The organism is Curtobacterium sp. LFS079, from assembly GCF_047977865.1.
Classification (GTDB): Bacteria; Actinomycetota; Actinomycetes; order Actinomycetales; family Micrococcaceae; genus Arthrobacter.
This window is the reverse complement of the sequence record NZ_JBFPFO010000012.1, coordinates 73,350-85,089: the sequence shown is the minus strand read 5'-3', so window position 1 is coordinate 85,089 and position 11,740 is coordinate 73,350. Positions and strand designations below refer to the sequence as shown.

The following is an 11,740-nucleotide window of genomic DNA, read 5'->3' as shown; positions in this document are numbered from 1 at the left end:
AGCTGATGCCTCGATTCAACCAGAACAATCGGTCGGAAAAGAGTGGTTTCGGTGATTTGAAACACAAACTTTACTTTTCGCGGGCCGAGGCACCCTCCGGCATCCATTGCCGGACCCTCCGACCAGGCCTAAAGTTGAGGTGCGCTCCGTGGCCCGCCGCCGCCGTCGGCCTTCCGGCCCGCCCGGAGCAGGTTGTGCTCGTCGGTCCGCATGCGCCCTGCCGCAGGCGGGCCGTCCTGGCGGCGGAGCTTGGGGCCGCCTAGCTGAATCCGCGCAACTTCCGGTCAAAGGACGCGCTCATGAACAAGGCAGCCCTGTGTGTGGGCATCAACGAATTCAAGTTCCTTCCGCAATCCAGTTGGCTCCAGGGATGTGTCAACGACGCCAACGATCTCGCGGCCCTGCTGGAGGGCCGTTATGGTTTTCCCTCCTCCGACATCAAGGTCCTGCACGACGCCGACGCGGACAAGGACGCCGTCATGGCCGAGTTGTCCCGGATCATGGACCTGGCGGTATCCGGCAAAGCCGATCACCTCGTCTTCACTTTCTCCAGCCACGGCACGCAGATCCCGGACACCAGCGGCGACGAGGCCGACCGCCTGGATGAGGCATTCGCCTGCCACGGCATCAACAGCACCGGTGACGCATGGGACCCGGCGACGGTGATCGCCGACGACGAACTCCACGAGCTGTTCTTGAAATTGCCGGAAGGCGTGCTCATGGAGGTCGTGCTGGACACCTGCCACAGCGGCACCGGGCTGAAGTCGCTGGACCTCCTGCCCGGCCGGCGTCCGCGCTTCCTCCCGGCACCGACTGCGCGGGCCGTTGCCGCCTCGGAATTCAGCGACACCCGGGTGCTGCGGGACCTGGTCAAGGCCGGGGGCGACTCGAAGCCCGTGCTGATGGCCGCGTGCCGTGCCGACCAGACCGCCGCCGATGCGTTCCTCAACCAGCGCTACAACGGCGCCTTCACCTACAACCTGGTGAAAGCTCTGGAATCCGACGGCGCCCTCCCTCGGGCGGACATCCTCAAGGCGGTCAGCAAGGGACTGAAGGCCGGGGGCTTTGACCAGGTGGCCCAGTTGGAGGCGTCGACGGCGGCCCGCAAGGCGGCGTGGGGAACGCCCGGATAGCCGCGGGGCGCCTGGCCGGGGCTAGTCGCCGGTGCTGTGGAACCTGCCCTGCACGCCGCTGGACACTTGCTGTTCGGCGGCGTGCTGCTCGTCCGATACGAACATTGCGGACTGCCGCTCCCGGGACATCACGGGCTTGAGCGCGGCGTAGACCAGGCGACCGCCGGCGTCGAAACGCAGCAGTCCGCCCCCACGGATGTCCACGTACTCACTTTTGGTCTTCAGGCCGAGCCTGACGGCGGCTTCGCGACGGCTCATGCGCACGGTCTGGACGAAGGAGGCGCCGATTTCCGAGACCACGAATCCGTCGGGCGATACGCGCTCGGACGTCCGCACCCGGGTGGAACTGAGCGGGGTGCGCCGTTCCAGCCGGGCGGCGTCGAGCAGCCGGGGGTTTTCCCAGACGAAGCGCTGGACTTCCTGCGGGTCGGACCCGAGGGCTGCGAGCCGGACCGGGTAGCGCAGGCCCCGGTAGTTCTCGACCCCGGAAATGTTGGCCAGGGGGACCCTCCGGATCCCGATCCCGGAAAACTCCTCCTGGATCGCCTCCCGGTAGCCATGCTGGTCCTCGGGGACCATGTCCAGGTCCGCGGCGATGATTCCCCGCAGGAGGTCCCGCCACAGGACATCGACCGGCGGCATGTAGGACAAGCCCCGGATCACCATGCGGAGCACCCGGGTGCCCACGATGGAACCTGAATCAGCCTTCTGCTGCAGGCTCTGGCCTTCGCCCATGCGGCGGTTCCGTTCCATCCACAGCCGGTGGACGGCCCGCAGGACTGCCCCCACCACCACGGTTCCCCTGACGTGCGGTTCGGGCTGGTCCTGCCAGTTGTCCGGAACGGTTCCGGCAAAAGGCTCCCGTAACGGCCCCCGGGCGTACAGGTCCCGGGCGAAGTCGAAGAGCGTGCGCATCAGGGCGTCGTCGTCGAGCGCAGCGTCCGAGCCCGCCTTCCCCGCCGCGGCCAGCAACTGCCGGTATACGACGTCCCGGGAGGAGAACACGGAGAGGATGGCCACCAGGTCGGCAAGAGCCTCGTGCATGGCGAGCTGTTCGATCCCGGCAAGCTGGTCCGCCCAGGCAGGCCGGAATCCGTCGAGGATCGCGTGGGTGACTTCATGAGCCACGATGTCGCGGAACAGCGCGGTCGGAACCTTGTAGCCCATACGGTCGATGGAGCCGAAGCGGATGATGTTGGTGCCGCGTTCGTATCCCGTGTCCGTGGCGGTGACCAGGTCCCGGGCCTTGAGGGTCAGCCGGCCCTCGGGGTGCCACGGCATGCGGCGACCCAGGGTCGATTCGAAGAGATGCAGGGTGGAGGCGGCCACCCCGTAAACGTGCTGGGCGAGAAAACGCGAATCATCCAGGAGTTCCCGCAGTTCGCCGGGCGGATCTTCCGAGATGAACTGCCAAGGGTTGCCCGGAACCGTCAGCGACACCGGGACCACGCTGGTGCCGCGCCATTTCCTGATGTGTACGCTCAAGCGGTGGCCGGTCGGCCCCCTGCGCAGCCGCTCAACGGGGATCCGCAGCTGCGTGGTGATGGGAGCCAGCCCGTTGCTGCCGATCGGCCCCTCTGCAAGCACTGTCAGGGGGACCATCTGCCCGGCCTTGATGTCCCCCGGGGCCTTGCCCTTGTCTTCCACAGCGCCCTGAAATGCCACAGCCATCGCCGCCCCTTGTGCGGAACCCCAGCAAATCCGCAGCGGAATGCTGCATAGCCAAGTATCTGCCCGGCGGCAGCCGGAGGCAATGGCGACGACGGCGGACCGCCGGGAGCGGCTGCGGGCCTAAAGGGCGGCGCGCTGCAGTGAGCGGGCGGCGTCGATGGTTGCCTGGCCCAGCACCCGGGTGCCCTGGTACAGCACCACGGTCTGGCCGGGCGCGACGCCACGAAGCGGCTCGTTGAGGGTAACCACCAGGCCTTCGCGCTCCACGCCGGAATCGTCGGTGACGGATTCCACGCGGGCGCGGGCGGGAACGGGATCGCCGTGGGCACGGACCTGGGCATGGCAGTCGAACTCGGCACCGGTGGTCACTTCGGCGATGGGGAGGCCGGCCCAGGAGACCTTGATGCCGCGGATCTCATCGATGGCGAGGAGGGCTTCCGGCCCGACGACCACCTTGTTTTCCTTCGGCCGGATCTCCAGGACGAAGCGCGGCTTGCCGTCCGCTGCAGGCGTGCCAAGCTTCAGGCCGCGACGCTGTCCCACTGTGAAGGCGTTGGCTCCGGGGTGCTCGCCGACCTTGGCACCGCTTTCATCGACGATGTCGCCGGCGGTCATCTCGATCTTTTCGGCCAGCCAGCCGCGGGTGTCGCCGTCGGAAATGAAGCAGATGTCGTGGCTGTCCGGCTTGTTGGCCACGGACAGGCCGCGGCGCTCGGCTTCGGCACGGACTTCCGCCTTCGAGGGGGTGTCCGCGAGGGGGAACATGGAGTGCTTGAGCTGCTCATGGGTCAGCACGCCCAGCACGTAGCTCTGGTCCTTGGCCCAGTCCGCGGCGCGGTGCAGTTCCGGGTTGCCGTCGGCGTCGTTGATCACCTTGGCGTAGTGGCCGGTGCACACGGCGTCGAAACCGAGGGCGAGCGCCTTTTCCAGCAAGGCAGCGAACTTGATGCGCTCGTTGCACCGCATGCAGGGGTTGGGCGTGCGGCCGGCGGCGTATTCGTCGATGAAATCCTGGACGACGTCTTCCTTGAAGCGCTCCGAGAAATCCCAGACGTAGTACGGGATCCCGAGCACGTCACACGCGCGCCATGCGTCACGGGAATCCTCGATGGTGCAGCAGCCACGGCTACCGGTGCGCAGCGTTCCGGGCATGCGGGACAGCGCCAGGTGGACCCCGACGACGTCGTGCCCTGCCTCGACGGCGCGGGCGGCGGCAACGGCGGAATCGACTCCGCCGCTCATGGCTGCAAGTACTCGCATGCTGGCTTTCTGCTGGAATTTGGGGAAATGTTGCGCCGGAAGACACCGCACGCCCGTCCATTCTACCGCCAGCGGGATCCGGGCCTGAAACCCCTCCCGGAACCCTTGACCGTTCACCCCGCCGCTTCTAAAGTCAAAATTGACGGTTTTAGATGCGGTAACGAGCCAATGACAGGAATCGAGGCATCATGGACACCGGACATATCGTCATCGCCGGCGGAGGCCTGGCAGGTGCAACCGCCGCCCGCACCCTCCGAGCCGAAGGCTTCACAGGCGCCATCACCATCGCCTGCGCCGAAACACAGGTGCCCTACCTCAGGCCGCCCCTCTCCAAGGAGTTCCTCCTGGGCAAAGACGGCGAAGAGAAAGTCCTGGTGGTGCCGTCGGACTGGTACCGGGAGAATGGCGTCGAACTCCTGCTTGGCGATACGGTCGTCGCAGCAGATCCACAGGCACATACGGTCCGCCTCGAATCCGGAAAGGAGCTGGCGTACTCAAAACTCCTGATCGCCACAGGCGCCCGGCCGCGGGAGCTGCCGATACCGGGAAGCGACCTGGAAGGGGTCAGCACCTTCCGCACCTTTGACGACTCGCGCCGCCTGAAGTCAGCACTGTCCGACGGCGGACGGCACCTGGTGATGGTCGGCTCCGGTTGGATCGGAATGGAACTCGCGGCCGCCGCCCGCAGTTTCGGCAATGAGGTCGCGCTGCTGGGCCTGGAGGACATCCCGCTGTCGTCGGCCATCGGCCCGGAGCTGGGGGCATACTTCCGCGACTTGCATGAATCCCACGGCGTGCGGTTCCGGCTGCCTGCGAGCGCCAAGGAAATCAAGGGAACCGGCGGCCGGGCCGGCGCCGTCGTCACCGATTCCGGAGAGGAAATCCGCGCGGACCTGGTGGTCATCGCGTCCGGCGTCCTACCCGACACCACCCTGGCCGAAAACGCCGGGCTCACGCTGGAAGACGGCATCCTGGTGGACGCATCCCTGCGCACCAGCAGTCCCGATGTGTTCGCTGCCGGGGACGTCGCCAACGCCCTGCATCCCTTCACCGGGGAACACCACCGCAGCGAGCACTGGTACAACGCCCTCAGCGGCGGAAAGGTGGCCGCCAGGGCCATGCTGGGCCAGGACGCGAAGCTGGACATGGTGCCCTATTTCTATACAGACCAGTTCGACGTCGCCATGGAGTACTCCGGCTTCCCGACGTTAGCCGCCGGTCAAAGCCCCTTGCTGCGCGGTTCGATGGATGACGGGAGCTTCCTGGCCTTCTGGCTGAACCCGGGCTCTTCGGACAGTGCAACGGTGGTCGCCGGAATGAGCATCAACCGGCCCAAGGTGCACAAGACCATCAAGGCCCTGATTTCCGGGCGCGTACAGGTGGATCCCGCACGGCTCGCCGATCCGGATGTGCCCTTGGAGGAACTCCTCCCGGAGGGCTGAACGACGCAGTGGCGGGATCAGGCCGTGCCTGGCCCCGGGGACGCGGGCCCCGAAGACCGCGCCACGGTGGCCGCCGTCTGGATGCTGGACTCGTGCCCGGCCATGCCCGCTTGCTTCGCGCGGGCATAGGCGTCCGGCAGGGCCTTGAGCAGGGCATCGACGTCAGCCTCGCTTGAGGTGTGGCCCAGGCTGAAGCGCTGGGCCCCGCGCGCCGTGTCCTCGTCCAGCCCCATCGCCAGCAACACGTGCGAAGGGCGCGGAACTCCCGCCGTGCAGGCCGAGCCCGTGGAAGATTCGACGCCGGCAAGGTCGAGGAGAAACAGCAGGGAATCTCCCTCGCAGCCCGGAAAGGTGAAGTGGGCGTTGTTCGGCAGCCGGCCATCGCCGGGCGCCCCGCGCAGCACCGCCTCAGGCACCGCCGCACGGACGCCGTCGATGAGCCTGTCCCGCAGGTGCGCAATCCGCGCGCTTTCCGCGGGCAGCCCGGAGGCGACGGAAGCTGCAGCGGCTGCAAATGCCGCGATCGACGCCGTGTCCAGGGTTCCCGAACGAACGTCCCGTTCCTGCCCGCCCCCGTGCTGAACAGGGGTCAGCTTGACCGAGCGGCCCAGGAACAGGGCGCCCACGCCGACCGGCCCGCCGATCTTGTGCCCGGAGACCGACATCGCGGCCAAGCCGGAATCCCTGAAATTGACCGGAAGGGCGCCAAAAGCCTGCACGGCGTCCGAGTGCACCGGAATGCCGTGCGCCGCGGCGAGTTCCACGATCTCCCGGACCGGCTGGATGCTGCCAACTTCGTTGTTGGCCCACATGACGGTCACCAGGGCAACGGATGAAGGATCCCGTTCCAGTTCCGCTGCGACCGCGTCCAGCCTGACCACACCGTCCGAGTCCACCGGCAGCCACACGACTTCGGCCCCTTCGTGCCGTTCCAGCCACTCGACGGTGTCCTGCACGGCATGGTGCTCGACGGCGGAGCACAGGATCCGGGTCCGGCGCGGGTCTTCGTCGCGCCGGTTCCAGAACAGGCCCTTGACTGCCAAGTTGTCCGCCTCGGTCCCCCCGGAGGTGAAGATGACTTCGGAGGGGTGGGCGCCTGCAGCCGCAGCCAGGGTTTCCCGGGCATCCTCTACGGAGCGCCGGGCGCGCCGGCCAGAAGCGTGCAGGGATGACGGGTTACCGGTCCGCGCAAGCTCGCGGGTCATCGCCTCGAGCGCGGCGGGGGCGATGGGGGTGGTGGCGGCATGGTCCAGATATACAGGCACCTTAAGAGTCTATCGACGCCCTCCGACGGCGGCAGACGGGTTCGGCGGGGGGTCAGTCGCCGGGCAGGATCCGGGCGCAGCAGTGGCCAGGGCGTTCGTCCCCGGCGATCCGCCCGCCATCGATGCCGCAGGCATCGGCAACTCCCGCCAGGAAAGCGCCGTTCATCGCGCACACCACTTCCGGATGGCTCCGGGAGAGCTTGTGGAACGGGCAGTTCAGCAGGGCGTGACCGCCGTCGTCGTCCGCTTCCGGCTGGTACCCCTGCCCGGCGAGGACTTCAAGGAACTCCTGTCCCCCGGCACCGGCCTCGGCGCCCTTGGCGCGGGCGGTCCCGAGCAGGGCCTCGCGTGCGGCTCCCCCGTCCTCCATGGCGGAACTGACAGCCGCCGCGAGAACGACGCCGGCAAGGTCGTAATTGCGCTCGGGAACAGAAACGCCGATCTCGGCGAAGAGCGGCACATAGAGCTTGGCGGGGCGTCCGGAACCCGGTCCGCCTTTGCCCGCCGGCTTCCGGAACTCGACCCCGAGCAGCCCGTCGCGGACCAATCGGTCCAGATGGAACGATGCCGTGCTGCGCGGCATGCCGAGGGCGGCAGCGGCACCGTCCCTCCCGGTCGCGGCACCGACGGAGCACACGTACTCGTACAGCCGGCGGCGGTTGTCGTCACCGAGCGAAGACAGGGCGGATAGCCGTTCGAGCCAGGAAAGTCCGGTCATGGGACAAGGGTAACTCTAAAAAGGCATCCGTTGATTAAATCCCGCCGAAATTCTAAAATCAAACTATCCATTTTTAGAAGGATGCAAGAGGAACACCCAGGAAGGAAGAACCATGAAAACCCAGGAAAGCGCAGTACAGGCCGGCGCCGGCAGGATCGCCGCCATGGACCCGGCACGGCAGGGATACCTGCTGCTCAGGACCGTCTTCACAGTCGCGCCGATCATCTTCGGCCTGGACAAATTCACCAATATCCTGACGGACTGGACAAGCTACCTTGCCCCGGTAGCCACGGCCGTGGTGCCGGTGACACCGCAGGCATTCATGTACGGGGTGGGGGTCGTGGAAATCCTCGCAGGCATCGCCGTCGCCGCGCGCCCGCGCTTCGGCTCCTTGCTCGTGGCCGTGTGGCTGCTGGGGATCATCGTCAACCTGCTGGTCCTGGGCAACTTCTTCGACGTCGCGCTCCGGGACTTCGGCCTCATGATCGCCGCCCTCGCCCTCAACAGGCTCGCGGGCAGCAAAGTCGCCTTGGGAACAAGCCGGGGCCGGTGAGCGCCTGGTTGGCTGGCCGAATCAGCTACTGGGCGGGATCAGCGGAAGGTAGTTCGCCACGTCGGCTTTGGCCGTCGCCAGGGCGGTCGCCGAAGGGCAAGCCACCGTGACGTAGACCGACGAGCCGGCGGTGGCGAACAGGCGGGCAAGAACGCTGAACACCTTGCCGTCGGCCGCCGGCCGCGCATTGAAGGCAAGCACCTGGACCTTCCGCCTGGGCTTGTCTGTGTCCGCTCCCCAACGCAGGGTCTCGGTTTTCAGGAATGCGGGTTCGATACCGGGATCAAGGTAGGCGAAAAGAGCCTCGGTGGAGGCTTTGTCATCGCCGGCAACGGCGAGCGCACCCTGGTTGAGGCTCAGCCTCGTCGTCACCTGGCAGCCGTCCTTCCGCGCGAAGCGGTTGTACCCCTGGGCTGTCGCCTGCGCGAGCTTCCAGCCCGGGGCTTCCTGCAGACCGTCAGCGATTCCCACCGGGACGCCGGCCGCCAGGGTGCCGCCGGCGCTGAGCGGAAGGTCCTTGGCAGCCACGGCGTCGGCATCGTGGCCGGGAGTAATGGTGGGAGTGGCCAGGACGGAAGGAGCAGGCGGCGGGGTGGTCACGCCGGGGTCGGGAACGTTGATGCTGCAGGAGGCCAACGACGCAAGCGCCGCCGCCGCGAAGATGACAGTGCCAAAGCGCGCAGGCCATGCCGCCGCCCGCCGTCCGAATATCTCCAAACCGTAGCCCCAATCATTCCGCTTGTGCCCTTGCCGCCTCCGAGTCTAGCCGCCGGCTCCAGGGCATGGGGTCCCATCCCGGGAACCGGAGGGAGGTCGTGGTTCGTTGTCCCTGAAGGCTGGCTAAACTGGCCCCGAACCCAGACTTCCAGAGAAAGGGCCGTGCTTGGCCGAGGGCAGCAGCTCCCACTATCAGATACTCCGTGTCTCCGTGAATGCCACGGAGCAGGAGATCAAGCGGGCCTACCGCAAGGCCGCCCGGCTGGCCCATCCGGACCACGGCGGAGATCCTGCGGTGTTCCGGCAGGTGACCCTTGCCTATGAGACCTTGGTGGATCCCCGCCGTCGGGCCGAATACGACCGCCGCTATGCAAGCGTCCGGCCCGCGACCCCTGCCGACTACGGCACAAGCACTGACCCTGGCCCCGCGAGCCGCACCACCGTCCACCGTCCCAACGTCCCGCGCAACACGGCCGGCGACGCCCCCGTCTACGTCCCGGCCTTCGATGACCCGCTTGAAGTTCCGCTGCTTTCCGCCGCAGAGGCCGCCCAGCAAGTACACGGGATGCCGCGCAGGCGCGGGATCTTTGGCGCCGAAGCCAGGATCCAGCGGGAAATGCGCACCGTGCAGTTGATCAGCCGGCAGGTCCTGCCGGCAATCCCTTCCGCCCGGCTCATCAACGGACTCCGCTCCCCCTCGGACAACAGCCACATCGACCATGCCGTCCTGGCCGGCTACCGATTGGCCTTGATCGGTTCCATGCTGTTGCCCAGGGGCGCCTATGCCTGGGACGGGGTGGCCCTAAGGCATGGAGGACGCGCCGTTCCTCCGCCGCAGCTGGACATGATCGCGCGCCACATGCAGGACATCTTTCCCGAGCTCAACGTGACCGCCTGGGTGGTGGTCCACGGGCCGGACACCAACCCGCACGAACCGGTGATCGACCGCTACCGTCACGCCGAAGAAAGCGCAGGCGTCCAGGTGGTCAACGCCGCCGGGCTCGCAAAAGGTCTCAAGCAATTCCTGTCCTCCGGCCCTGTGCCCAATACCGTGGTGGTCCCGGTGCTGGCGCGCCTGCTGCGCGGCATGCACTGACGTCCCGCGCTGGCAATGGAAGGCGCCGGGGCTGGCTAGGATTGATCCGTGTTCCGCATCCTCTTCCACACCCCTGAAATCCCGGGCAACACGGGCAATGCCATCCGCCTGGCCGCCATCACCGGCGCCGAACTGCACCTCGTGGAGCCGCTCGGCTTCGATTTCTCCGACGCGAAATTGCGCCGGGCCGGGCTCGATTACCACGACCTCGCCGTCGTAACCGTGCACAAGGACATCGACGCGGCCTGGGAAGCCCTGCAGCCGGAACGCGTCTTCGCCTTCACCTCCGACGGCGATACCTCCTACACGGATATCTCCTACCGGGCGGGCGACGTGCTGCTGTTCGGGCCCGAATCCGTGGGCCTGCCGGACTGGCTGAAACAGGATCCGCACATCACCGCGCGGCTGCGCCTTCCCATGCTGCCGTCGCTGCGCTCGCTCAACCTCGCCAACGCCGCCTCGATTGCGGTGTACGAAGCGTGGCGGCAGAACGGTTTTTCGGGCGCGACGATCTGACCCGCCGAAAAGCCTTGACCTTGACGTAACGTCAACTTCTACGCTTGAACCATGAAGCAGGAAGAAGGCACCTGGAGCATCTCCGAAGTGGCGAAGGCCAGCAAGGTTTCATCGCGGACCCTGCGGCACTACGACCAGCTCGGACTCCTGGAACCGGCGTATACCGCGCACAACGGCTACCGCTACTACGGGGAGCCGGAGTTGCTGCGCCTGCAACGGATCCTCCTGCTTCGGGAACTTGGCCTTGGGCTCGAAACCATCGGCGAAGTTCTGGACGGCCAAGCCGATCCCGTGGAGGCACTCGCCGTCCACCGGAAATGGCTGCTGGCCGAGCGCGACCGCCTGGACCGCATGTCCAGGACAGTCGACGCCACCATCACAGCACTACGTCGAGGAGCACCGATGTCCGCCGAAAACATCTTCAAGGATTTCGACAACAATCCCTACGAGGCCGAAGCCCGTGAACGCTGGGGCGACAAGGTGGTGGATGAATCCAAGGCCCGCCACGCGGCCATGACCCCTGACCAGAAGCGGGAGTTCATGGAGCAGGCCGACGCCGCCAACCGCGCCGTCCTGGACTGCCTGAATGCAGGACTGCCGGCCGACGACGCCGCCACCCTGGCCGCCGTCGAGCTCCACTACCAGTGGATCCTCCGCAGCTGGACACCGGGCCGCGCCTCGTATGCGGCCCTCGGCCGGATGTACGTGGAGGATGCCCGCTTCAAAGCGTTCCACGACAAGTACGACGAACGCCTGGCGGCTTACATGAGTGACGCGATGGCGGCCTACGCGCAGGCGCGGCTTAGCTGATCCCGCCCTGCGCAGCGTCGTTGGCCACAAGCTCCAGACGCTCGATGACCTCCTGGGCTTCCTCCGTCGGGGAAGCCGACACGGACAACGAGATGTGGTTCTCGTCCGCACCCGGCTCTTCGAGAGCGTCGAACTGGGATTCAAGCAACGACGGCGGCATGAAGTGCCCGTGCCGGGACGCCAGGCGGTCGGAGATCTTGTCCTTGCTGCCCTGCAGGAAAACGAACACCACATTCTCGCCCCGCAGCACATCCCGGTACCGCTTCTTCAGCGCCGAGCAGGTGATGATTCCGGGCTCCCCCGCCTCGGTGCGGGAGCGGATCCAGCCGGCGATCAGTTCGAGCCAGGGCCAGCGGTCCTCATCGGTGAGCGGCTGGCCGGAGTGCATCTTCGCCACGTTCGCTTCCGGGTGGAGGTCGTCGCCCTCCGCGAGGTCCCAGCCGAGGCGTCCGGCCAGGACACCGGCGACAGTGGATTTGCCCGAGCCCGAAACGCCCATGATCACAAGGACGGGCTGCTGCGCAGTCTTCGCCATTGAAAGTCTGCCTTCCTAAATAAA

12 protein-coding genes are annotated in these 11,740 nt (G+C 66.9%); 6 read left to right on the top strand and 6 right to left on the bottom strand.

From position 1 onward, the window contains the following. The first annotated feature begins 299 nt into the window (after positions 1-299). A complete protein-coding gene (locus ACNQPB_RS16875) occupies positions 300-1,133 on the top strand; it encodes a caspase family protein (protein ID WP_498753578.1) in 834 nt (277 codons plus the stop codon). 21 nt (positions 1,134-1,154) lie between these two features. Here ACNQPB_RS16875 and ACNQPB_RS16870 read toward each other — a convergent pair whose 3' ends face one another. Then, positions 1,155-2,804, bottom strand: a complete 1,650-nt coding sequence (locus ACNQPB_RS16870) for a gluzincin family metallopeptidase (protein WP_498753577.1) — start codon at positions 2,802-2,804, stop codon at positions 1,155-1,157. 120 nt (positions 2,805-2,924) lie between these two features. Beyond that, entirely contained in the window at positions 2,925-4,064 is a 1,140-nt protein-coding gene (gene mnmA / locus ACNQPB_RS16865; RefSeq protein WP_498753576.1) for a tRNA 2-thiouridine(34) synthase MnmA, read from the bottom strand. A 188-nt stretch (positions 4,065-4,252) separates the two neighbouring features. On the opposite strand from mnmA, the gene ACNQPB_RS16860 reads away from it, so the two are divergent. Then, a complete protein-coding gene (locus ACNQPB_RS16860; RefSeq protein WP_498753575.1) occupies positions 4,253-5,506 on the top strand; it encodes an NAD(P)/FAD-dependent oxidoreductase in 1,254 nt (417 codons plus the stop codon). Positions 5,507-5,523: 17 nt separating this feature from the next. Here the strand turns inward: ACNQPB_RS16860 and ACNQPB_RS16855 are convergent, their stop codons facing one another. Then, a complete protein-coding gene (locus tag ACNQPB_RS16855; protein WP_498753574.1) occupies positions 5,524-6,771 on the bottom strand; it encodes a cysteine desulfurase family protein in 1,248 nt (415 codons plus the stop codon). 52 nt (positions 6,772-6,823) lie between these two features. Next, positions 6,824-7,489, bottom strand: coding sequence for a helix-turn-helix transcriptional regulator (locus ACNQPB_RS16850; protein ID WP_498753573.1), 666 nt, complete (start codon positions 7,487-7,489; stop codon positions 6,824-6,826). A 112-nt stretch (positions 7,490-7,601) separates the two neighbouring features. Here ACNQPB_RS16850 and ACNQPB_RS16845 point away from each other — a divergent pair, with 112 nt between their 5' ends. Continuing rightward, a complete protein-coding gene (locus ACNQPB_RS16845; protein WP_498753572.1) occupies positions 7,602-8,042 on the top strand; it encodes a hypothetical protein in 441 nt (146 codons plus the stop codon). Positions 8,043-8,063: 21 nt separating this feature from the next. Here ACNQPB_RS16845 and ACNQPB_RS16840 read toward each other — a convergent pair whose 3' ends face one another. Continuing rightward, on the bottom strand, positions 8,064-8,759 hold the full coding sequence (locus ACNQPB_RS16840; RefSeq protein WP_498753571.1) for a hypothetical protein: 696 nt from the start codon (positions 8,757-8,759) through the stop codon (positions 8,064-8,066). A 166-nt stretch (positions 8,760-8,925) separates the two neighbouring features. Here ACNQPB_RS16840 and ACNQPB_RS16835 point away from each other — a divergent pair, with 166 nt between their 5' ends. The 3 genes from ACNQPB_RS16835 to ACNQPB_RS16825 are packed head-to-tail and all read left to right on the top strand — an operon-like array spanning position 8,926 to position 11,181. After that, positions 8,926-9,855: a J domain-containing protein gene (locus ACNQPB_RS16835; RefSeq protein ID WP_498753570.1), complete on the top strand. Its 930-nt coding sequence runs from the start codon at positions 8,926-8,928 to the stop codon at positions 9,853-9,855. Positions 9,856-9,903: 48 nt separating this feature from the next. Beyond that, positions 9,904-10,371, top strand: coding sequence for a tRNA (cytidine(34)-2'-O)-methyltransferase (locus tag ACNQPB_RS16830; protein ID WP_498753569.1), 468 nt, complete (start codon positions 9,904-9,906; stop codon positions 10,369-10,371). 51 nt (positions 10,372-10,422) lie between these two features. After that, on the top strand, positions 10,423-11,181 hold the full coding sequence (locus tag ACNQPB_RS16825; RefSeq protein WP_498753568.1) for a MerR family transcriptional regulator: 759 nt from the start codon (positions 10,423-10,425) through the stop codon (positions 11,179-11,181). On the opposite strand, the gene ACNQPB_RS16820 is transcribed toward ACNQPB_RS16825, so the two are convergent. Further along, positions 11,174-11,716 carry a gluconokinase gene (locus tag ACNQPB_RS16820; RefSeq protein ID WP_498753567.1) on the bottom strand — a complete coding sequence of 181 codons (543 nt, stop codon included), beginning with the start codon at positions 11,714-11,716 and terminating at the stop codon, positions 11,174-11,176. The genes ACNQPB_RS16825 and ACNQPB_RS16820 overlap by 8 nt on opposite strands. Between the last annotated feature and the right edge of the window lie 24 nt (positions 11,717-11,740).

Coding starts and splice junctions, on each gene's coding strand:
- ACNQPB_RS16870 (WP_498753577.1), bottom strand. CDS start 2,804: ATGGCTGTGGCATTTCAGGGCGCTGTGGAAGACAAGGGCAAGGCCCCG.
- ACNQPB_RS16825 (WP_498753568.1), top strand. CDS start 10,423: ATGAAGCAGGAAGAAGGCACCTGGAGCATCTCCGAAGTGGCGAAGGCC.
- ACNQPB_RS16850 (WP_498753573.1), bottom strand. CDS start 7,489: ATGACCGGACTTTCCTGGCTCGAACGGCTATCCGCCCTGTCTTCGCTC.
- ACNQPB_RS16875 (WP_498753578.1), top strand. CDS start 300: ATGAACAAGGCAGCCCTGTGTGTGGGCATCAACGAATTCAAGTTCCTT.
- ACNQPB_RS16820 (WP_498753567.1), bottom strand. CDS start 11,716: ATGGCGAAGACTGCGCAGCAGCCCGTCCTTGTGATCATGGGCGTTTCG.
- mnmA (WP_498753576.1), bottom strand. CDS start 4,064: ATGCGAGTACTTGCAGCCATGAGCGGCGGAGTCGATTCCGCCGTTGCC.
- ACNQPB_RS16845 (WP_498753572.1), top strand. CDS start 7,602: ATGAAAACCCAGGAAAGCGCAGTACAGGCCGGCGCCGGCAGGATCGCC.
- ACNQPB_RS16860 (WP_498753575.1), top strand. CDS start 4,253: ATGGACACCGGACATATCGTCATCGCCGGCGGAGGCCTGGCAGGTGCA.